Origin of the sequence: Geobacter sp. (genome assembly GCA_009684525.1) — a bacterium.
In the GTDB taxonomy this organism is placed as follows: Bacteria; Desulfobacterota; Desulfuromonadia; order Geobacterales; family DSM-12255; genus Geoanaerobacter.
On sequence record WKKR01000007.1, the window covers coordinates 1 to 18619 of the forward strand.

Sequence of the window (18619 nt, forward strand, 5' to 3'; positions counted from 1 at the left end):
TTGTTCGACCATGGCTCGCATTTCTCGAATTGTCGTCCCCGGCTATCCACATCATGTCACCCAACGTGGGGTCCGCTCCATGGATGTCTTTCACTCCGATGAGGATCGTCGCGCCTATCTTGCCTTTTTGTCTGAGGAGGCCGCGCGGTTCAATGTCGAAATCCTGTCCTGGTGCCTCATGACGAACCATGTCCATTTCATTGCAGTGCCCAACAGTGAGACATCACTTGCCCGCGGCTTCGGAGAAGCCCATCGTCGCTACACTCGCATGAAAAACTTCTCTCAGGGGGTTCGTGGCTACCTTTTCCAGGGAAGATTCAGTTCGTGCGTGCTCGATCAGCGGCACCTGCTAGCGGCTGCCCGCTATGTGGCATTAAACCCGGTTGTTGCCGGCATGGTCGAAACACCCTGGGAATATCCTTGGTCAAGCACTCGCTACCACTGCGGATTGTCGGACCATGACCCACTGGTGAAGGACCGGACACTGTTGGGACTGGTTACGGATTGGAGAGAGTTTTTAAGCTGCAAAGCGAGCACGGAACCGGACCGGCTTCAGCAATCCATTCGTACCGGCCGTCCGGCAGGTGATGAACAATTTATTGCCGCGATTGAGAACCTGACGGGACGTGAGTTGAAGATAAAGCCCGCGGGAAGGCCCTCTAAATCAGCATAATGGGTATTGTGTCCCCCGATTATGCGCCCGATTATGCCGATTATGTGTCCCCCGATTATGATCGCGGAAGATGTGAATCACAGCGACAAGGAAATGCGTTACTATTGTTTTGGCAAGGCCGGAGATGGCATTATCACGGTACGCTTCACGTATCGCAATAACGTGATTCGGATATTTGGAGCCGGTTACTGGCGGAAGGGAAAGGCGATTTATGAGCACGAAAATAAAATACACCGATGAACCATTAGGCGAGATAAAGATAACTCCAGACTTTCTCCCCTCTCCCGCAGAGTTGGCGTTTCGCGAGGAGTCGGTTAAGGTGACCATCTCCCTCAGCAAGAAGAGCATCGAGTTTTTCAAGTCTGAGGCATCGAAATATCATACGCAATATCAGCGCATGATCCGGCAATTGCTTGATACATATGCTGACGCACAGTCGGAACAGCCAACAAAGCGCTCAACCGGTCGTGCGAAAAAACTGCACGCCGGTTAGCTCTCCCCCGCTGGGCGAAGGAGAACAGGGAGCTGATACGTTCGGAATGGTATAGACTGAACCGGGAATCGATCGGGAGATAGCATTATGAACCAGCAGACAATCAGATCCGTTGCCGCTGAATCGCCTCCATGTCTGGAGATTGTCTGGCGCTCCGGCAAACGGACGAGGGTCGATGTCTCCGAGTTTCTGGACTCGCCGGGATATGAAAGTCTGAAGGAGCCGGATTTCTTTGCAACGGTTGCCGTCGAAGAATGGGGGCACGGGGTTGAGTGGGACGCTGGCCTGTATCGGTTGGGAAGCCCTTCGGGTGCAAGACGCAGCGTGATTGCTGCCAACAAAGAGCGACCATGAAAAAGCCCACCTCCGCCCGCATCAGCCAACTACTCTTCCTGGCCCTGTTCCTGATCCTGTTCGTGAAGACCGAGTACCGGGGCAACGACCAGGTGGGGGCTGCAGTGAACAGCTTCTTCCGTGCCGACCCGCTGGTGCTGGTGAGCTACGTCCTGTCCTCCCGCACCTTTACCTGGCTGCTTCTGCCCGCGCTGGTGACGACGGTTGCCACGGCGCTTCTGGGGCGGTTCTTTTGCGGATGGATCTGCCCGCTCGGCACGGTGCTCGACCTGGTGACGACACGGATCAGGAAACGGGGGCCGCTGCCCCTGTTGACCGGCAACGCCAAATACTGGCTCCTGCTGCCGCTCCTCTTTGCCGCCCTGTTCGGCGTCAACCTTGCCGGGCTCTTCGATCCCATCGCCCTGTTGCTCCGCGCCCTCACCTTTGCCGTCTATCCTCTTATGGGCGACGGGGTCAGGCAGGTCTGGGTCGGCCTCTACCGTGTCATGGGGGACGGTCGCGACACCATTGCCCCGGCTTATGCGCTTCTGCGGGATTATCTCCTCCCGTTCCGCGACACCTTCTATCCCCTGGCCTTTACCTCGCTCTTCCTCTTCGCCGGCATCCTCTTTCTGGAACGGTATGAGCCGCGCAGCTGGTGCCGCCGTCTCTGCCCGCTCGGGACCCTGCTCGGCGTCATCGGCCGGTTTTCGGCCCTGCGCCGGACGCCGGTAAAGCTCTGCGGCGACTGTGGGGCCTGCAGGGAGCTCTGCCCGACCTCCTTCGACCGGGAGCTGCTGCAGCAGGACGAGTGCATCCTCTGCATGGAGTGTTCGCTTCACTGCCCGCATCAGCGGGTCAGGTTCCGGCTCGCCTCTCCCTTGCCGGGTGACCAGGCGTTTCAGCCCGGCCGTCGCGTCCTCCTGGGGGGCCTGGCTGCCGGCTTCTTCGCCTCTCGCCTCTTCAGGTTCCGCGATCCGGTTGCCCATGCCCGCCTGCTGCGCCCCCCCGGTGTCCGCGACGAGGCCGATTTTCTCGACAAGTGTGTCAGGTGCGGGGAATGCCTGAAGGTCTGCCTGCGGAGCGCCCTCTACCCGGCGGTGCTGCAGGCAGGGGTGGAAGGGCTCTATACCCCGGTGGTGATCCCCAGGCTCGGCTATTGCGAATACAACTGCACCCTCTGCGGCCAGGTCTGCCCAACCGGCGCCATCCCAGAACTCGATCCGGCGCGGAAGCGGCGGGAGGTAATCGGCAAGGCAGTCTTCGACAAGAACCATTGCCTTCCCTTTGCCCGCCAGACCGACTGCATCGTCTGCGAGGAGCACTGCCCGATACCGCAGAAGGCGATCCGCTCCCGCGTCGAGGAGCAGATCACGCCTGACGGCCGTAGGGTGTCGGTCCAGGTCCCCTATGTGGTGGAGAGCCTCTGCAACGGCTGCGGTATCTGCGAATATGTCTGCCCGCTGGAGGGGAAGTCCGGCATCGATATCTTTGCCGTGAAGGATCGGACCCCCCTGAAAGAGGAGAGTGAGGCGTCAGCCCCCGCAGACAGCCAATCCACGGACGACCCCTATCGCTGAACGACCCAGATGCGTGGCCTGCGGATAGGGCTTTGGTGTTGACGACGGCCATTTCTCTGGTACTCATTGAGGTAGCCATTCGCTCAAGGAGAATGCCATGTCTCTCATCACCACCGAGCTGCAGAACGATATCGGCACCATTGCCTTCAATTACGGCAAATATCGCAACATACTCTCCAAGGCATTGATCGACGAGATGATCCAGGCCATCGAGGCCCTGCAGAAGAGCAAGGCCAGGGTCCTCATCATCCGCGCGCCCAAGGGGAGCACGGTCTGGTCTGCCGGCCATGATGTACGCGAGCTCCCTCTGCCTGGGCGCGACCCTCTTGCCTATCACGATCCGCTGGTGACGGTCCTGCGCGCGGTGCAGAATCTCCCCATGCCGGTCATAGCCATGATCGAGGGGAGCGTCTGGGGGGGCGCCTGCGACCTGGCGCTCTCCTGTGACATCCTGATCGGCGGCAGCAGCTGCAGCTTTTGCATGACGCCGGCCAAGATCGGCGTGCCATACAATGTCACCGGTATCCTCCATTTCATCAATATCATGGGGGTGAACACGGCCAAGGAGATGTTCTTCACCGCCCAGCCCATCTCCGCGGAAAAGGCCTGCACCATCGGCATACTCAATCACCTGGTGGAAGACGACCAGTTGGAGGAGTTCACCTACGACATGGCCCGCAAGATTTCCCACAACAGCCCGCTCTCCATTGCCGTGATCAAGGAGCAGATCCGCCTGCTGGCAAGCGCGCACCCCATGAGCCCCCTCACCTTCGAGCGGGTCCAGGGGCTTCGCCGCCAGGTCTACGACAGCAACGACTATGCAGAGGGGATCCGGGCGTTCAACGAGAAACGAAAGCCGCAATTTACCGGAGAATAGCCACGCAACCCGACGGCCGAGCCGTCGACCATCCATTCCCAGACTACGAGCAGATCCATGACCCATCCACCATTGGCGCAGATCCGCAACATCGGCATCATCTCCCATATCGACGCGGGCAAGACCACGGTTTCCGAGCGCATTCTCTACTACAGCGGCGAAACGCACAAGATGGGCGAGGTCCACGAAGGCCAGGCAGTGATGGACTGGATGCCCCAGGAGCAGGAGCGGGGGATCACCATCACCGCCTCGGCCACCTCCTGCCGCTGGGGAGACGTCTGGATCAACCTGATCGATACCCCCGGCCACATCGACTTCACCATCGAGGTGGAACGGACGCTCCGGGTGCTGGACGGCGCGGTTGCCATATTCAGCGCGGTCGAAGGGGTGCAGCCCCAGAGCGAGTCGGTCTGGCGCCAGGCCGAGCGCTACCGGGTTCCGAGGATCTGCTTCATCAACAAGCTGGACCGCGTCGGGGCCGATTTCCGGATGGTCGTTGCCCAGATGGAGCGGCGCCTGAATGCCCGGCCGGTGCTGCTGCAGCTCCCCATCGGCAACGAGGGGGCGTTTGGCGGGGTGGTGGATCTCCTCCGGGAGACGGCGCTCTTCTTCAACGAGACCGATCTGGGACGGACCGTTACCGCTGCTCCTATCCCCGATGCGCTGCGTGAGGTGGCAGCCCGTGCCCGCGAGGCGCTGGTGGAGGCGGCGGCAGATTTCGACGACACCATCCTGGACGATTTCCTCTCCGCTGCCCCGGTCAGTGCCGAGCGCCTGATTGCGGCGTTGCGGCAGGGGACCCTGGCCTGCCGGATCTTCCCGGTCCTGCTCGGTTCGGCCCTGCGCAACAAGGGGGTGCAGCCGCTCCTCGATGCGGTGGCCGCCTTTCTGCCGTCGCCGCTGGATGTCCCACCCGTCGAGGCTGTGCAGCCGGGCGGCGAGACTACGGCCATTGCCTGCGATCCTGCGGCGCCGTTCTGTGCCCTTGCCTTCAAGGTCGTGGCGGACGAGGGGCGCAAGCTCACCTACCTGCGGGTCTATGCGGGGCGTCTGAAGGCCGGCGGAGCCACCCGCAACAGTTCCCGGGGAAAGTTCGAGAAGGCAGCCCGCCTGTTCCGGATGCATGCCCATCGCCGCGAATCGGTGGAGGAGGCGATAGCCGGGGAGATCGTGGCGGTCTCCGGCTTCAAGGATGCCCTCACCGGCGATACCATCTGCGAGCCGGGGCACGAGGTGATCCTGGCCGGTCTGACCGTGCCCGAACCGGTGGTCTCCCTGGCCGTGGAGCCGAAGGGGGTGGACGACCGCGACAAGCTCCTCCCCGCCCTGGAGCGGTTGCAGTGGGAAGACCCCACCTTCAGGGTGCACGAGGACCCGGAGACCGGCCAGACCATCCTCACCGGCATGGGGGAGCTGCATCTGGAGATCATCGGCGACCGGCTGCAACGGGAATTCGGGGTGGGGATCAAGACCGGCCGGCCCCAGGTGGTCTATCGGGAGACCCTGAAAAAGGGGGTGGTCTGGCGCGAGGTCTTTCGCGTGGAGCAGGATGGCAGGGCTCTGGGCGGCGAGGTGCTGCTGGCGATCACCCCCCTGGAGCGGGGTGCCGGGGTGAGGATCGGCCTCGAAGCCCTGACGGATGGGCCGCTGCCGCCTCTTTTACGTTCCGCCCTGGCGGACAGCCTCAATCAGGCCTGTGCAGCCGGTGGTGTGGCCGGATATCCGCTGACCGACCTTGCCGTTGAGGTGCGCGAGGCCCCCTTCGAGCCGGGGGTGACCAGCGAGGCCGGGGTGCGGGCAGCGGCGCAGCGCGGCCTTAACAGGGCGCTACGTGATGCCGGCGTGATCCTTTTGGAACCGATCATGTCGCTGGAGATCACCACCCCCAACGATACCACCGGCCGGGTGATGGGGTCGCTCCAGCAGAAACGGGGCAGGATCGAGGGGATCGAGGTGCAGGGGGAGCTGGAGGTCATCCGCGCCCTGGTGCCGCTGGCCGAGATGTTCGGCTTTATGACCGAGCTGCGTAGCGCCACCAAGGGGCGCGGCACCTTCAGCATGGAGTTCCATTCCTTTGCCGCTGCCCCCCAGGAGGTACAACAGCGCTTTTCCCTCTGACGGCAGCAGTGCCGAATTGATCCACGAAACCGGGATGCTCACTATGAGCTCCCGGTTTTTTTTCATGAGAATTCCAGGTAGATGGGAATCAGGGGCGTCTTGTTGACCGGAATAGTCGGTGATATGTGGAAACGCTAAAAATGCCGGCATGTTGAATGTATTGCTGATTATTTTTGTAAATAACCTAAACTTTCTCATTGGAATGCCGACTTAAAAGTGAGGATGGTGTTCCGGGCATTGTTGCCTGCTTCTGGGCAGCGGTCGCACTTTTCGTGTCGGGACACTGCCAACCATACCGAGCGGAGGCGGATCATGTTCAGGAAGAGTCTGGCGTTGAAGGTGTTGGGCATACTCGGGATAAGCCTGAGTCTCGGTTTTATCGCTCTCGGGGCGGTGTCGCTCTGGTTGCAGGCTAAGTCGACCACCACCCTGCAGCTCAAGAATGCGCGGAACGTCTCTGCCATCATAGCCAACGACATCGACGAATACATGATGAAGGGCGACTCCAAGCTGGTGACGAAATATATCGACGACGCCAAGAAGAAGAAATTCGTCCTGGACCTGAAGATCTACAATCCGGAGGGGAAGGAGTCGGAGGCAGCGAAGGAGGCCCAACCGAACAAGGAGGTCGTCAAGGCGATCGAGACAGGTAAGGAGGTGGAGACCACCGCCGTGGAGGAGGGCATCCACGTGCTCAACCTGGCGGTCCCCCTGGAGAACGAGGAGCGGTGCAAGGAGTGCCACGACAAGGAGCCCAAATACCTGGGGGGGATATCCCTGAAAACCTCGGTCCAGGACGGTTATGACAGCTCCCGGAATCTCGCCTTCATGCTGATGGGGACCGGGGTCTGCTTCTTTTTCATCCTCCTCGCCACGATCTACCTCTTCATGCGAAAGGCGGTCATCAACCATATCCTGAAGTTCGTGAAAACGGTGGAGGAGCTTGCCAGCGCTGGCGGCGATCTCACCCGGACCCTGCCGGTCTCTTCGGGTGACGAGATCGGGGCCCTGGCCGAGGGGATCAACAAGCTCATCTCCAAGATCCGCGACATCATGACCAAGATTGCCGGCAATGCCCAGCAGCTCTCGGTGGCGGCTCGCCAGCTTTCCGAGACGTCAGAACGGATGGTGAGCGGCATCGGTGAGGCAGTAGGCCAGACAGGTACGGTGGCCACGGCCAGCGAGGAGATGGCGGCCACCTCGTGCGAGATCGCTCACAATTGCGTGGCTGCTGCCGACGAGTCGAAAAAGGCCAGCAGTTCGGCCACTGCCGGGACGCAGGTGGTCGAGAGCACTGTCTCGGTCATGAACCGCATCGCTGGCAAGGTCAAACAGTCTGCCGCAACCATCGAGGTTCTGGGGAAGAAATCCGACCAGATCGGCGAGATCATCGTCGCCATCCAGGATATCGCCGACCAGACCAACCTGCTGGCGCTGAACGCTGCCATCGAGGCAGCCCGCGCAGGCGAGCAGGGGCGCGGCTTTGCCGTGGTTGCGGATGAGGTGCGGGCTCTGGCCGAGCGGACCACCAAGGCAACCCGCGAGATCGGGGAGATGATCAAGGGGATCCAGTCGGATACGAAGGGCGCCGTATCGGCCATGGAGGAGGGGGTGAAGGAGGTTGCGGCAGGGACGTCCGAGGCTGCCAGATCGGGTGATGCCCTGAACGAGATCCTGGAACAGATCAATTCAGTGACCATGCAGGTGAACCAGATCGCCACTGCCGCGGAGCAGCAGACCGCCACCACCTCCGAGATCAGTCACAGCATCCTGCAGGTGACGACCGTTGTCAGGGAGACAGAGCAGGGAGCCCAGGAGACCGCGTCCGCAGCGGCGCAGCTGGCACACCTGGCCCAGGACCTGCAGCGGCTGGTGGGGCAGTTCAAGCTGGCCTGACAAAGGCCGGCAGCATACGGCTATTCCGCCTTTTCGAATTTTCCTTTTTCGTTGCACTGGGGGCATTTCTGGGGCTTGCAGCGCCCTTCCTTGCTGTAGCCGCAGACGGAACACTTCCAGACAGCCATGTCGATCTCCTTTCGTTGTCCCCCTTTCGGGGCAGCAGTGTGTCATCAGGCATCGAGCGATGCCAGGAACTCCAGAACCGGGGCGTTGAACGCCTTGACGTCTTCCAGGTTGGCCAGGTGGCCGGTTTCCGGGATGATGCTGAGCCTGCAGCCGGGGATGCCGGCGGCAATGGCGGTGCTGGTCGCAGGCGGAGCGGCCCGGTCCTCTGCCGCGCCGATGGCCAGCGCCGGGACCCTGAAGCTGCCGAGCATCTGCGAATAGTCTTTGCGCTCCCGCATGGACAGAAGCCCGCCAGCCAGGCCGCGGCTGTCGTTGGCGACCATCCAGCCGTAGACCTCCTCCAGCAGCTTGGGGCGCTCCGTTACGGAGGCCGGGGCAAAGAGGAGCGATTCAAAGGCATCGGCAACCACCTGGGGGCCGAATTTGCGAACGTCGCTGGCCAGCTGCAATCGGCGCTCCCTGGCTGACTCGTCGTCGGCCGTGCAGCGGGTAACGATGAAGATCGCCCCCCGCAACCGCTCCGGATAGCGCTCCAGCAGGTTGAACAGGACATACCCCCCCATGGACATCCCTCCCACCACCGCCTGATCAATCTCCAGGTAATCCAGCAGCGCAATCATGTCGTCGGCGAAAATATCCATGCTGTAGGGCCCCTCGGGGGCGTCGCTTTCGCCAAAGCCGCGCAGGTCGGGTGCGATCACCCGGTAGCTAGACCGGGGGAGCTTGTTGAACTGCGGCCGCCACATCCGGCGGCAGAGGGGGAAGCCGTGGATGAGCAGCAGCGGCAGGCCGGTTTCCGTGTCGTCGTACGCCATCTGTATGCCGTTGATGATCGCCTGCATGAACCCTCCTATGCGGTTTCCTGCCTGAGGTTGTCGTAGCCGTTGATGATCACGTCCAGGTGGCCGTCGGTCGGGCAGAAGATCAGGCCATGGATCGGCACGTCTTGAGGGATGAGGGGGTTGCGGCGGATCTTTGCGACCACGTCGGCGACATTCTCCTCAGGGCAGCCGAAGGTACCGAGCCACTGGGCGAGGTCCGGCACCAGTTCGTCGATGGTCGCGGCCGGGATGCCGCGGGCCACCATCCGCTGCTTGAGGGCCACTGCGTCCACCGAGGCCATGCCGCAGTCCCGGTGGCCGATGACGAAGACCTCTTCGACCCCCAGGGTGAAGATCGCCGCCACCAGGCTCCGGATCACCCCGCCGTGGAGCGGGTCCACCAGCGTGTTGCCGGCGTTCTTGATCACCTTGGCATCCCCCCGCTTGATCCCCATGGCAGGCTCCAGAAACTCCACGAGCCTGGTATCCATGCAGGTGAAGATGGCGAACTGCTGCTTCGGGTCCTTGGGAAGCGGCGGGAAGACTCCCGGCTTGACAAAGGTGCTGTTTGCCGCAAGGATCTTGTCGAGCAGTTTCATGGGGCGTCTCCTGTGGGGTCGAGATCGAGAAGGAGGGCCTCGGCGATGGCAAGGCGCTCCCTGGTCGGGCATTCGTCGAAGGCTTCGGCGATGAAGAGCCGGTTGATGGAGTCGAGCAGGGTATTGAGCCGGTCGAGATCGAGCAGGGCGCTGCCGGGGAGCCGGTCGACCCCGGTGAAATTGAGGGGGCAGAAATCGACCCGGCCGGTGCCATCCTGTTGCGTCAGGATCGGGAGCCCATGGGTGCGGCAGATGATGGGCCGGCTCTGGTAAAGGGCGCAGCGATCGTTTGCAAGCAGCGGGCAGGCACCGTCAAGAGAGGCTGTGCGGGCGCGATGCCGGATCTCTTCGACCTCTGCGGGGGGAAGAGCTGCCAGTGCCGTTGCAAGGGTCACTGCCTCCACCCAGGAGAGGGTGATATGGCGGCAGCAGCCGGAGCAGCCGCTGCGGCAGGCGATCTGGTCGGCGAACTCCCCTTCGATGCGTGAGCAGAGCTCGTCCACCTTGGCGACGAGCGAGACGTAGTTTGTCAGGGCGTCTTTCATGGGGAATCCCGCCTACCGCATGCCGAAGACGGCCGTCCCGATCCGGACCAGGGTCGCCCCTTCCTCCACGGCCGCCTCGAAATCGCCGGACATCCCCATGGAGAGCTCATCCATAGCTACCCCCGGAATCCGCTCGGCTGCGATCAGCGCTGCCAGCTCCTTCAATTGGCGGAAATAGGGGCGGGCCGCGTCGGGATCGTCGAAGAAGGGGGGCATGGTCATCAGCCCCTGGATACGGAGATGGGGCAGCACAGCCACCCGGCGGACCAGGTCTGCCAGCTCGGCGGCGGTGGTGCCGCTCTTGGTCGCCTCGCCGGCGATGTTCACCTGGATCAGGATGTCGCAGCTTATCCCCAGCTTTCCCCACTGGCGGTCGATCTCTTCGGCCAGGGAGAGGCGGTCCACAGAATGGATCATGGTGACCAGCCCGGCCAGCTGCCTGACTTTGTTGCTCTGCAGGGCGCCGATGAAGTGCCACTCCACCTGCTCCCGCACTGCCGCTGCCTTGGCGACGAACTCCTGGACGTAATTCTCGCCGAAGAGGAGCTGGCCCGAGAGGGCCGCCTCGTCGACCAGCGCAGCGGGCTTGGTCTTGGAGACCGCCACCAGCCTGACAGCGGCGGGATCGCGACCGGTGCGCACCGCTGCCTCTGCAATCTGGTGCCTAATTCTCTGGAGGTTGTCAGCAATGCTCATATCGGGTCCTGACAGGTTGCTAAGCAACTCAGGTTGTTCAAAAGCAGTCAGATCGTCGCACCCGCAGAAAGCCCCGCGGAGGCGTAGCAGAGCTACGCCGCACAAGGTGGCTTTTCGAGGACGGCGGCGAGATGGCTGGTTTTCAACAACCGCATTCTCTGAGGGTGGCCATCACCTCGCACAGCGGCAGCCCGACCACGTTGGTGTACGAACCCTCGATCCGCTCCACCATGTGGGCGGCTCCACCCTGGATGGCATAGGCGCCCGCCTTGTCCAGGGGGCAGCCGGTGGCGACGTAGGTCTCTATCTCGTCGTCGCGCAGCTCCTTGAAGACGACCATGGTCGTTATGGCGCGTTGTACCGCCTTGTTACGGGCCTTGTCGTAGACGGCGTAGCCGGTCACCACTTCGTGGGCGCGGCCCGAGAGCTTGCGCAGCATCCGCACCGCATCCCGTTCATCCACCGGCTTTCCCATGATCTCGTTGTCGCACAGGACAATGGTATCGGCGCCGATGAAGATATCCCCCTCCTCGCGCAGTGCCACTTCCCGTGCCTTTTCCTCTGCCAGGCGCAGGACATGCGCCACCGGTTCTTCGTTGGCAAAGGGGGTCTCGTCGATATGGCCCGGCACCACCTGGAAGCGGATGGCGGCGGACTCCAGGAGTTCGGCACGGCGCGGCGAAGCGGAGGCAAGGACGATCCGCAGCCTATTTCCCATCTTTTTTTTCCTGCGCCTGCCGGCGACGTTCCTCGTAGCGCAGCTTCATCTCTTCCTGCTCAGCCCAGTGCTTCTGCCAGTCCTTCTTCCGGACAAAGTGCAGGATCACCGCACCGCAGGCGATGGTGACCCCCCAGAAGATTTGCATCGGCGCGCTGTTATAGATGCCCGAGCCGAGGGAGAAGAGCCCCATCAGGAGGAGGAGCGCCTCCATGGAGAAGATGCGGCCGATAAGAGATATTTCCTGCTTTTCCTTTTCGTTCATGGATAGTCCTTGCGTGGAGGATGGGCCGCGACAACGGTCAGATTCTAGCGGATTGGCTGATGAGGGACAACAGAAAAAACGGCCCTCTGCAGGGTGTTTTTCAATAATCTTCTGGACGGTGGGCCGCCGATTCCGTGCTATGCGCTGGCGATCTCCGCCTGCCAGGGGGCCAGGTCTGCGAGCGCCCGTTCGGCGAGGCGTGCCCGCCTTTCCTTCTTGTGGACCCTGCCGGGGAGAGGGGGAAAGAGGCCGTAGTTGACGTTCATCGGCTGGAAATGGGCCGGGTCGCAGGTGGTGATATGGTTGACCAGCGCACCGAGGGCGGTGGTCGGGGGAGGTGGCAGCGGCACCGCTCCGGTGGCGATCCGGGCGGCGTTGATACCGGCCAGGAAGCCGCTTCCGGCCGATTCCACGTACCCCTCCACGCCGGTGATCTGGCCGGCAAAGAGGATGCGGGGCTCGGAGCTGAGCTGGAACGTGGGGGTGAGGAGCGCCGGGGCATTGATGAAGGTGTTCCGGTGGAGCGAACCGAGCCGGGCGAATTCCGCCTGCTCCAGTCCGGGAAGCATGCTGAAGATTCGCCGCTGCTCCGGCCAGGTGAGCTTGGTCTGGAAGCCGACCAGGTTGTAGAGGGTCCCTTCGCGGTTTTCCAGGCGGAGCTGCACCACGGCATGGGGCTCGGCTCCGGTGCGGGGATCGGTGAGCCCCACTGGCTTCATCGGCCCGAAGCGCAGCGTCTCGCGACCTCTGGCAGCCAGCTCCTCGATCGGCATGCACCCCTCGAAATGGACCATCTTTTCAAAGTCGCGGGCCGGCACCTTCTCGGCCGCCAGCAGCGCGTCCACAAAGGCGTTGTAGCCTGCCTCGTCCAGCGGGATGTTCAGGTAGTCGTCGCTGTCGCCCTTGCCATAGCGCGAGGCCCGGAACAGCTTCGCCATGTCCAGCGACGATGCCTCGACGATCGGGGCAATGGCGTCGTAGAAATAGAGGTAGTCGCCGGTGAGCCGGCTGATGCCCGCTGCCAGGGCGTCGCTGGTGAGCGGCCCCGAGGCGATGACGGTCAGCCCCTCGGCCGGGATCTCGGTCGCCTCTGCGCGCACCAGGGTGATCAGGGGGTGGCTGGCGATCTGCTCGGTGATGAAGGCGGCGAACTGGTCGCGGTCCACGGCCAGCGCCCCGCCGGCCGGAACCTTTGTCGCGTCGGCCGCCTGCATGAAGAGGGAGCCGAGACGGCGCAACTCTTCCTTCAGGAGCCCCACCGCATTGGCCAGGTCGGCGCCGCGCAGGGAGTTGGAGCAGACTAGTTCCGCCAGCAGCGGGGAGTGGTGGGCCGGGGAAAAGCGGTCCGGCTTCATCTCGTGGAGAACGACCGGCACGCCGCGGATGGCGGCCTGCCAGGCAGCCTCGCACCCGGCCAGCCCGCCGCCGATTATGGTGAGGGAGTTTGTCATCTGTCCTTTACGAGAAAGGCGGGACTTGCGCCCCGCCTTTCGCTTATTTCGCTTTTGGCTCTTTGCCGCCCAGCTTGTAGTCGCACCCCTCTTTGGGGCATTTGAGGAATTCCCCTTCCCGCTTGTAGACCTTCTTTACCAGGAGCGGGAAACCGCATTTGGGGCAGGGCTGCTCTACCGGCGGGTCCCAGAGGGCGAACTTGCACTCGGGGTAGCGGTTGCAGGAGTAGAACATCTTGCCGTAGCGCGACTTCTTCTCGGTCAACTCCCCCTGCTTGCACTCGGGGCAGACCACCCCGGTCCCCTTCGGCTTGTTCAGCGGCTGGATGTTCTTGCAGGCGGGATAGCCGGAGCAGGCCAGGTACTTGCCGTAGCGGCCATCCTTGATCAGCATGGGGCTGCCGCATTTGTCGCACTTCTCGTCGGACAGCACCGGTTCGACTACCTCGCCGGCCTGCTGCTCGATGTTGCGGGTGTAGGTGCACCCTTCCTTGTAGCCGGAGCAGGCGATGAACTTGCCCCGCTTGCCCAGCTTCACCACCAGGGGCTGGCCGCACTCGGGACAGGCCTCGTCCGTGGCCTCGGTGGTGACGTCCGACTTGTTGACCTCTCCCTCTTTCTGCTTGAGCAGCGAGACGAACGGCCCCCAGAATTCGCGCAAGAGCGGTTTCCACTGCTTTTCGCCGCGGGAGACCTGGTCCAGCTCCTCTTCCAGGAAGGCGGTGAAGTTGTAGTCCACATACTGGGTAAAGTGCTTGGTGAGCAGGTCGTTGACCACGAGCCCCACATCCTCGGGGAAGAACCGCTTGGCGTCGAGCCGGGCGTACTTTCGCTCCAGCAGGGTGTTCATGATGCTGGCATAGGTGGATGGCCGGCCGATACCATACTCTTCCAGGGTCTTCACCAGGGTCGCCTCGGTATAGCGGGGCGGCGGCTGGGTAAAGTGCTGTTCCGGCTTCAACTCCTGGAGGTTGAGCGGCTCTCCTTCGTTCAGCGGCGGCAGGAGGCCTTCCTTCTCTTCGCTCTCGTCGTCGATCCCTTCGATGTAGAGCTTCATGAAGCCGGGGAAGCGGATGACCGTGCCGGTGGCGCGGAGCTTGAAGCGGTCGCCGGCCGCGATCTCCACCGAGGTCTGGTCCAGGAGCGCTTCCGCCATCTGGCAGGCCACGGTCCGTTTCCAGATCAGCTCATAGAGCTTGAACATGTCGGAACCGAGGACCTTCTTCAGCTCGGCCGGGGTCCGGGCCAGCGAGGTGGGGCGGATCGCTTCGTGGGCTTCCTGGGCGTTCTTTGCCTTGTTCTTGAAGGTGCGAGGCTTTTCCAGCGCATACTCGCGGCCGTAGAGGCTGGTGATCACCTCGCGTGCCTCGTCGACCGCCAGGGTGGAGAGGACGACGCTGTCGGTACGCATGTAGGTGATGAGGCCGACGGCGCCGCCGCCGATATCAATCCCCTCGTAGAGCTTCTGGGCTGTGGACATGGTCTTCTTGGCCGAAAAGCCGAGCTTGCGGGCCGCCTCCTGCTGCAGGGTGGAGGTGGTAAAGGGAGGGGAGGGGGTCCGCTTCCGCTCGCTCCGGGTGATCTTGCCGACCCGGTAGGGGCAGCCCTGCAGCGCCTGCACGAGGCGGTCGGCCTCGGCCTGGCCGGGGATATCGAACTTGCCGAGCTTTTTCCCCTCCACTTCGACCAGGGAGGCGGTGAGACGCTGCTTGGTGCCGTTCATCAGGTCAGCGGCGATGGTCCAGTATTCCTGGGTCTGGAACGCCTGGATCTCCCGTTCCCGCTCGCAGATGAGGCGCAGCGCCACCGATTGGACCCGGCCGGCAGAGAGGCCGTAGCGGATCTTCTTCCAGAGGAAGGGGGAGAGGTTGAAGCCGACCAGGTAGTCGAGCACCGAGCGGGCCTGCTGTGCATCCACCAGTTCGTGGGAAATGGTGCGGGGGTTCTTGACCGCGTCGACAATGGCCGTTTTGGTGATCTCGTGGAACACCACCCGCTGGATGGTGAGCGGGGACTTGTTCTCGTCGATCCCGAGTGCGGCCAGCAGGTGCCAGGAGATGGCCTCCCCTTCGCGGTCGGGGTCAGTTGCGAGCAGCAGTGAGTCGGAGTTTTTCAGCTCCCGCTTGATGGCATCGATATGCTTCTTGCTCTCGGGGAGCACCGCATACTTCGGTTCGAAGTCATTATCCAGATCCACCGAACCCTGCTTGCTGGGGAGTGCGCGCACATGGCCGAAGGAGGCGAGTACCTTGTAGTCCTTCCCCAGGAATTTTTCGATGGTCTTGGCCTTGGCAGGCGATTCGACGATGATCAGGTGTTGTGGCATAGCGGCACCAGTCTGTTTAATGGTTGCGGTATCAGGTCAATGCGAAGATCTTGCCGGGGAGTTGCATGACGATTCCCCTTAATTCCAGGCGCAGTAACATAGCCGAAAGCTCCTGCACTGTCAACACGACTCTTGCCGTGATTTCATCGATCTGCAGCGGTCCTCCCGCAAGGAGGTCGCACACTGCCGCTTCGTCCGGTTCCAACTGCTGATGGGCGCTCCGGGCCGCGGCAGGAGCGGCGGCATCCCTTGTGCCGGACGGGGGGAGCTCTGCCAGGATGTCGCTGACGGTTTCCACCAGCACGGCCCCCTGTTTTATCAGCCGGTTCGTGCCCCTGCTAGCTCCGGAGGTGATGGCCCCCGGAATGGCGAAGACCTCGCGCCCCTGTTCCAGAGCGAACTGAGCGGTGATGAGCGAACCGCTCTTCTCGGCGGCTTCCACCACCAGCACGCCGCGGGAGAGGCCACTGATGATCCGGTTTCGGCGGGGGAAGTTGGCCGCCACCGGTTGGGTTCCCATGGGGAACTCGGAGATGAGCCCCCCGCGTTCAGCCATCTCGGCGAACAGCCGGCGGTTCTCCAGCGGATAGATCACGTCGATGCCGCACCCCAGGACCCCGATGGTCTTTCCCCCGGCCTGCAGGGCACCGCGATGGGCAGCAGTATCGATCCCCCTCGCCATTCCCGAGACCACCAGCACCCCGTGGCCGGCAAGCTCGGCCGAGAGCCGGGAGGTAGCCTGCAGGCCGTACGGAGTTGCCCGCCGGGAGCCGACGATGGCAACGGACGGGTCGCATCCTTCCAGCACCCCTTTGACATAAAGGTATGGCGGAAAATCGGCGGTTTCCAGCAAAAGGCGGGGATAGTCGGGGGAGTGACAATCGACGACCCGCGCTCCGCTTGCCGCAACCGCGCGGCATTCCCGTTCAGCCGCTTCCCGGTAGTCGTAGCTGCTGATGGAACCGGCAACGGCAGGGGAGACCCCTTTGGCTGCCAGCTCTTCGGCAGTCGCCTCCAGGACACGCTGCGGAGAGCCGAATCGCTCCACGAGCCGGCGGAAGGTGATGTTCCCGACCAGCGGGACCGACCTGAGACCGAACCAGTAGTAATGTTCCATAAGGGCCGTGTTGTGTGAACGTGAAATGCGAATCAGGGAGGGGCGCTGCTTCATGCGGCGCCCCTCCCTGATTCCGGCTTCGGCGTGATGGCCGGTTGCCGGCCAAGAAAAAAGGGACCGGCAGCGGTGCCGGTCCCGGACGAGACGTTTCAGCGGCTTTTGATCAGTTCCACCCGGTCGCCGCGGTAGATGGTGTCGATGCTCTTCACCACCAGGGCCGTCGAGGTGTTGGGGCCGATGTCGACCACCACCATTGCCCCGATCACTTCGGAGGGGAGTTTCCCCACCGGCACGTCGATGAATTTGGGGTCGGGGTAGACATCGCGGATAACGTAGACCATGTTGCCGACCTGGAGCCCCTGGTTTTTCCCCAGGTCGAGATAGGCAATGTCGCCGGAGGCGATGGCCTTGTTGCCTGACTTGGTTTCGACGATGTAACCGGTCAGGTCCCGATCGGCCGACTTGAGCGCGATGGTCCGTAGCGGTTCGGCATAGGGCATGAGATAGGCGCCCGGACCGATCTCCTCGTAGGACTTGGTGATGATCGCCTTGGAGACCTTGTCCTCCAGTTCGACGATCTGCAGGGTCCCCAGCGGGGTTACCTTGTAGCCGACGATCTGGTTGGTCATCGGGTGGCTGATGGGGGCGCCTTTCTTAAAGATGGAGTAGCGGTCTCCCACCTTGCCGCCGGTGGTTCTCCCCAGGTCGGTATAGACGATGTCGTCCTCGCCGAGGATCTGGCGGTTCAGGTGGGTGGAGATGATCATGCCGGAAGGTTTCAGTTTGTCCTCAATCAAATACCCTTCGCCGCCGCTCACCGTGAAGACGGTATCCTTGGCCGCGTTGGCTGTGCCGGTTGCCGGGGCTTCCTGCGGTGCAGGCGGTGCCGCTGCTTCCTTCTTCACCTCGACCGGCTCTATCTCGATCCGGTCGCGAAAGACCTTTACCTTCTGGCCGGGGAAGATCAGGTGCGGGTTGGTCACCTGCGGGTTGTTCGCCCAGAGGTCGGGCCAGTAATGGGGGTCGCGGATGAAACGCCCTGAGATGCCCCAGAGGGTATCCCCCTTCTGGATGATATAGGTCGTCTGCGGTTCTTCGGCACCTGCCACAGGCGGCAGGGCAGGTGTGCAGAGGAGGACTGCCAACAGTGAAAAAACGACTCGTTTCATTGCGTAACCCCTTTGACTAGAGACGGCTCAACCGCTCGCGCGCCTTGGCGGCAGCGGGGCTCTTGGGATAGTGATCGATCAGTTTCTGCATGGTGGTCTTGGCTGCGGACGGCTCGTTCATGCTCAGCTGGGAGAAGGCGACCTTCAGCAGCGCATCCGGCACCTTCTTTGCCTTGGGATGCTTCTCAACCACCAGCTTGAAGGCGGCCAGGGCCTGGCGGTACTCCTTCTGCGTATAATGGCATTCGCCGATCCAGTATTGGGCGTTTGCCGCATATTCGCTGTCGGGGTAGGCTGCGATGAAGGAGGTAAACGCGGTAATCGCTTCGGGATAGCGGTCGGCGCTGAAGATGCCGAAGGCCTTCATGTAGGCTTCTTGCTGGGGATTTTCCGCGTCGGTCTTGGTGGCGGCGTTGACGAGCTCGATCTTGGCGGATGGCTCCGTGGCCGGTGCTGCAGACGAAGAGGGGGCTTGCGCCGGAATGGCTTCCAGGGATTTCTGCAGGTTCTCCTGCCGTGATTTGATCGTCTCCAGGTCGGCTGCCTGCCCGATCAGGGCATTTTTTATCTCCTGGACTTCGCGAGTGAGATCGGCAACTTGCGAAGCGTTGGCGGCATTCGACTGCAGGAGCTGCTCCAAGCGGGATTCTGTTTCCATCTGCTTCTTGGAGATGACGTCCACGGAGCTGCAGCCGGCGAGCATCAGGCCGGCTATGCCGGTGCAGAGCCAGTGTGCGCGGTGCATTTTCCCTCCTTAGAAAAAAGTTATCATAATTAAAGCTTCATCCGCTGCTTTGTCAAGGGCTAACG

20 protein-coding genes are annotated in these 18619 nt (G+C 62.4%); 8 read left to right on the forward strand and 12 right to left on the reverse strand.

What is annotated here, in order from left to right:
• Nucleotides 1–10: 10 nt before the first annotated feature.
• The 8 genes from GJT30_17320 to GJT30_17355 all read left to right on the forward strand — a co-directional run bounded on the left by GJT30_17320 (nt 11) and on the right by GJT30_17355 (nt 7973).
• Nucleotides 11–673 carry a transposase gene (locus tag GJT30_17320; GenBank protein ID MSM41382.1) on the forward strand — a complete coding sequence of 221 codons (663 nt, stop codon included), beginning with the start codon at nt 11–13 and terminating at the stop codon, nt 671–673.
• 21 nt (nt 674–694) lie between these two features.
• Nucleotides 695–913, forward strand: coding sequence for a hypothetical protein (locus tag GJT30_17325; protein ID MSM41383.1), 219 nt, complete (start codon nt 695–697; stop codon nt 911–913).
• Nucleotides 885–1166 (forward strand): CopG family transcriptional regulator, encoded by a 282-nt coding sequence (locus GJT30_17330; GenBank protein ID MSM41384.1) that lies wholly within the window; start codon nt 885–887, stop codon nt 1164–1166. The genes GJT30_17325 and GJT30_17330 overlap by 29 nt, the downstream gene beginning before the upstream one ends.
• An 87-nt stretch (nt 1167–1253) precedes the next feature.
• Nucleotides 1254–1520: a DUF2442 domain-containing protein gene (locus GJT30_17335; protein ID MSM41385.1), complete on the forward strand. Its 267-nt coding sequence runs from the start codon at nt 1254–1256 to the stop codon at nt 1518–1520.
• Nucleotides 1517–3082, forward strand: a complete 1566-nt coding sequence (locus GJT30_17340) for a 4Fe-4S binding protein (protein MSM41386.1) — start codon at nt 1517–1519, stop codon at nt 3080–3082. Before GJT30_17335 ends, GJT30_17340 begins: the two co-directional genes overlap by 4 nt.
• 97 nt (nt 3083–3179) lie before the next feature.
• Nucleotides 3180–3959 carry a methylmalonyl-CoA decarboxylase gene (scpB, locus tag GJT30_17345; protein ID MSM41387.1) on the forward strand — a complete coding sequence of 260 codons (780 nt, stop codon included), beginning with the start codon at nt 3180–3182 and terminating at the stop codon, nt 3957–3959.
• 57 nt (nt 3960–4016) lie between these two features.
• Nucleotides 4017–6077: an elongation factor G gene (locus GJT30_17350; GenBank protein ID MSM41388.1), complete on the forward strand. Its 2061-nt coding sequence runs from the start codon at nt 4017–4019 to the stop codon at nt 6075–6077.
• A gap of 312 nt (nt 6078–6389) precedes the next feature.
• Nucleotides 6390–7973, forward strand: a complete 1584-nt coding sequence (locus GJT30_17355) for a HAMP domain-containing protein (GenBank protein MSM41389.1) — start codon at nt 6390–6392, stop codon at nt 7971–7973.
• Between the two features lie 20 nt (nt 7974–7993).
• On the opposite strand, the gene GJT30_17360 is transcribed toward GJT30_17355, so the two are convergent.
• The 12 genes from GJT30_17360 to ybgF form a co-directional block, all read right to left on the reverse strand.
• Nucleotides 7994–8101: a rubredoxin gene (locus GJT30_17360; protein ID MSM41390.1), complete on the reverse strand. Its 108-nt coding sequence runs from the start codon at nt 8099–8101 to the stop codon at nt 7994–7996.
• 45 nt (nt 8102–8146) lie between these two features.
• Complete coding sequence (locus GJT30_17365) at nt 8147–8944, reverse strand: alpha/beta fold hydrolase (GenBank protein MSM41391.1); 798 nt, start codon at nt 8942–8944, stop codon at nt 8147–8149.
• 8 nt (nt 8945–8952) lie between these two features.
• On the reverse strand, nt 8953–9522 hold the full coding sequence (locus GJT30_17370; protein ID MSM41392.1) for a carbonic anhydrase: 570 nt from the start codon (nt 9520–9522) through the stop codon (nt 8953–8955).
• Nucleotides 9519–10067, reverse strand: coding sequence for a YkgJ family cysteine cluster protein (locus GJT30_17375; protein MSM41393.1), 549 nt, complete (start codon nt 10065–10067; stop codon nt 9519–9521). The genes GJT30_17370 and GJT30_17375 overlap by 4 nt, the downstream gene beginning before the upstream one ends.
• Before the next feature lie 12 nt (nt 10068–10079).
• Nucleotides 10080–10763: a YggS family pyridoxal phosphate-dependent enzyme gene (locus GJT30_17380; protein MSM41394.1), complete on the reverse strand. Its 684-nt coding sequence runs from the start codon at nt 10761–10763 to the stop codon at nt 10080–10082.
• Between the two features lie 142 nt (nt 10764–10905).
• Complete coding sequence (locus GJT30_17385; protein ID MSM41395.1) at nt 10906–11481, reverse strand: septum formation inhibitor Maf; 576 nt, start codon at nt 11479–11481, stop codon at nt 10906–10908.
• Nucleotides 11471–11746: a hypothetical protein gene (locus GJT30_17390; GenBank protein ID MSM41396.1), complete on the reverse strand. Its 276-nt coding sequence runs from the start codon at nt 11744–11746 to the stop codon at nt 11471–11473. Before GJT30_17390 ends, GJT30_17385 begins: the two co-directional genes overlap by 11 nt.
• A gap of 137 nt (nt 11747–11883) precedes the next feature.
• The gene (locus tag GJT30_17395) at nt 11884–13197 is read right to left on the reverse strand and encodes a methylenetetrahydrofolate--tRNA-(uracil(54)-C(5))-methyltransferase (FADH(2)-oxidizing) TrmFO (protein MSM41397.1); all 1314 of its coding nucleotides are present in this window, start codon (nt 13195–13197) and stop codon (nt 11884–11886) included.
• A 43-nt stretch (nt 13198–13240) separates the two neighbouring features.
• Nucleotides 13241–15523 carry a type I DNA topoisomerase gene (gene topA, locus GJT30_17400; protein MSM41398.1) on the reverse strand — a complete coding sequence of 761 codons (2283 nt, stop codon included), beginning with the start codon at nt 15521–15523 and terminating at the stop codon, nt 13241–13243.
• Between the two features lie 31 nt (nt 15524–15554).
• On the reverse strand, nt 15555–16640 hold the full coding sequence (gene dprA / locus GJT30_17405; protein MSM41399.1) for a DNA-protecting protein DprA: 1086 nt from the start codon (nt 16638–16640) through the stop codon (nt 15555–15557).
• A gap of 149 nt (nt 16641–16789) precedes the next feature.
• The gene (locus tag GJT30_17410; GenBank protein ID MSM41400.1) at nt 16790–17809 is read right to left on the reverse strand and encodes a LysM peptidoglycan-binding domain-containing protein; all 1020 of its coding nucleotides are present in this window, start codon (nt 17807–17809) and stop codon (nt 16790–16792) included.
• Between the two features lie 16 nt (nt 17810–17825).
• Nucleotides 17826–18554 (reverse strand): tol-pal system protein YbgF, encoded by a 729-nt coding sequence (gene ybgF, locus GJT30_17415; GenBank protein MSM41401.1) that lies wholly within the window; start codon nt 18552–18554, stop codon nt 17826–17828.
• Nucleotides 18555–18619: the final 65 nt, after the last annotated feature.

What these genes read in the sequence shown, in the direction of transcription:
- GJT30_17410 (MSM41400.1), bottom strand. Translation starts at nt 17,809, where the DNA reads ATGAAACGAGTCGTTTTTTCACTGTTGGCAGTCCTCCTCTGCACACCT.
- GJT30_17355 (MSM41389.1), top strand. Translation starts at nt 6,390, where the DNA reads ATGTTCAGGAAGAGTCTGGCGTTGAAGGTGTTGGGCATACTCGGGATA.
- GJT30_17395 (MSM41397.1), bottom strand. Translation starts at nt 13,197, where the DNA reads ATGACAAACTCCCTCACCATAATCGGCGGCGGGCTGGCCGGGTGCGAG.
- GJT30_17325 (MSM41383.1), top strand. Translation starts at nt 695, where the DNA reads ATGCGCCCGATTATGCCGATTATGTGTCCCCCGATTATGATCGCGGAA.
- GJT30_17365 (MSM41391.1), bottom strand. Translation starts at nt 8,944, where the DNA reads ATGCAGGCGATCATCAACGGCATACAGATGGCGTACGACGACACGGAA.
- ybgF (MSM41401.1), bottom strand. Translation starts at nt 18,554, where the DNA reads ATGCACCGCGCACACTGGCTCTGCACCGGCATAGCCGGCCTGATGCTC.
- GJT30_17330 (MSM41384.1), top strand. Translation starts at nt 885, where the DNA reads ATGAGCACGAAAATAAAATACACCGATGAACCATTAGGCGAGATAAAG.
- topA (MSM41398.1), bottom strand. Translation starts at nt 15,523, where the DNA reads ATGCCACAACACCTGATCATCGTCGAATCGCCTGCCAAGGCCAAGACC.
- GJT30_17360 (MSM41390.1), bottom strand. Translation starts at nt 8,101, where the DNA reads ATGGCTGTCTGGAAGTGTTCCGTCTGCGGCTACAGCAAGGAAGGGCGC.
- scpB (MSM41387.1), top strand. Translation starts at nt 3,180, where the DNA reads ATGTCTCTCATCACCACCGAGCTGCAGAACGATATCGGCACCATTGCC.
- GJT30_17320 (MSM41382.1), top strand. Translation starts at nt 11, where the DNA reads ATGGCTCGCATTTCTCGAATTGTCGTCCCCGGCTATCCACATCATGTC.
- GJT30_17375 (MSM41393.1), bottom strand. Translation starts at nt 10,067, where the DNA reads ATGAAAGACGCCCTGACAAACTACGTCTCGCTCGTCGCCAAGGTGGAC.
- dprA (MSM41399.1), bottom strand. Translation starts at nt 16,640, where the DNA reads ATGGAACATTACTACTGGTTCGGTCTCAGGTCGGTCCCGCTGGTCGGG.
- GJT30_17385 (MSM41395.1), bottom strand. Translation starts at nt 11,481, where the DNA reads ATGGGAAATAGGCTGCGGATCGTCCTTGCCTCCGCTTCGCCGCGCCGT.
- GJT30_17335 (MSM41385.1), top strand. Translation starts at nt 1,254, where the DNA reads ATGAACCAGCAGACAATCAGATCCGTTGCCGCTGAATCGCCTCCATGT.
- GJT30_17350 (MSM41388.1), top strand. Translation starts at nt 4,017, where the DNA reads ATGACCCATCCACCATTGGCGCAGATCCGCAACATCGGCATCATCTCC.
- GJT30_17370 (MSM41392.1), bottom strand. Translation starts at nt 9,522, where the DNA reads ATGAAACTGCTCGACAAGATCCTTGCGGCAAACAGCACCTTTGTCAAG.
- GJT30_17340 (MSM41386.1), top strand. Translation starts at nt 1,517, where the DNA reads ATGAAAAAGCCCACCTCCGCCCGCATCAGCCAACTACTCTTCCTGGCC.
- GJT30_17390 (MSM41396.1), bottom strand. Translation starts at nt 11,746, where the DNA reads ATGAACGAAAAGGAAAAGCAGGAAATATCTCTTATCGGCCGCATCTTC.
- GJT30_17380 (MSM41394.1), bottom strand. Translation starts at nt 10,763, where the DNA reads ATGAGCATTGCTGACAACCTCCAGAGAATTAGGCACCAGATTGCAGAG.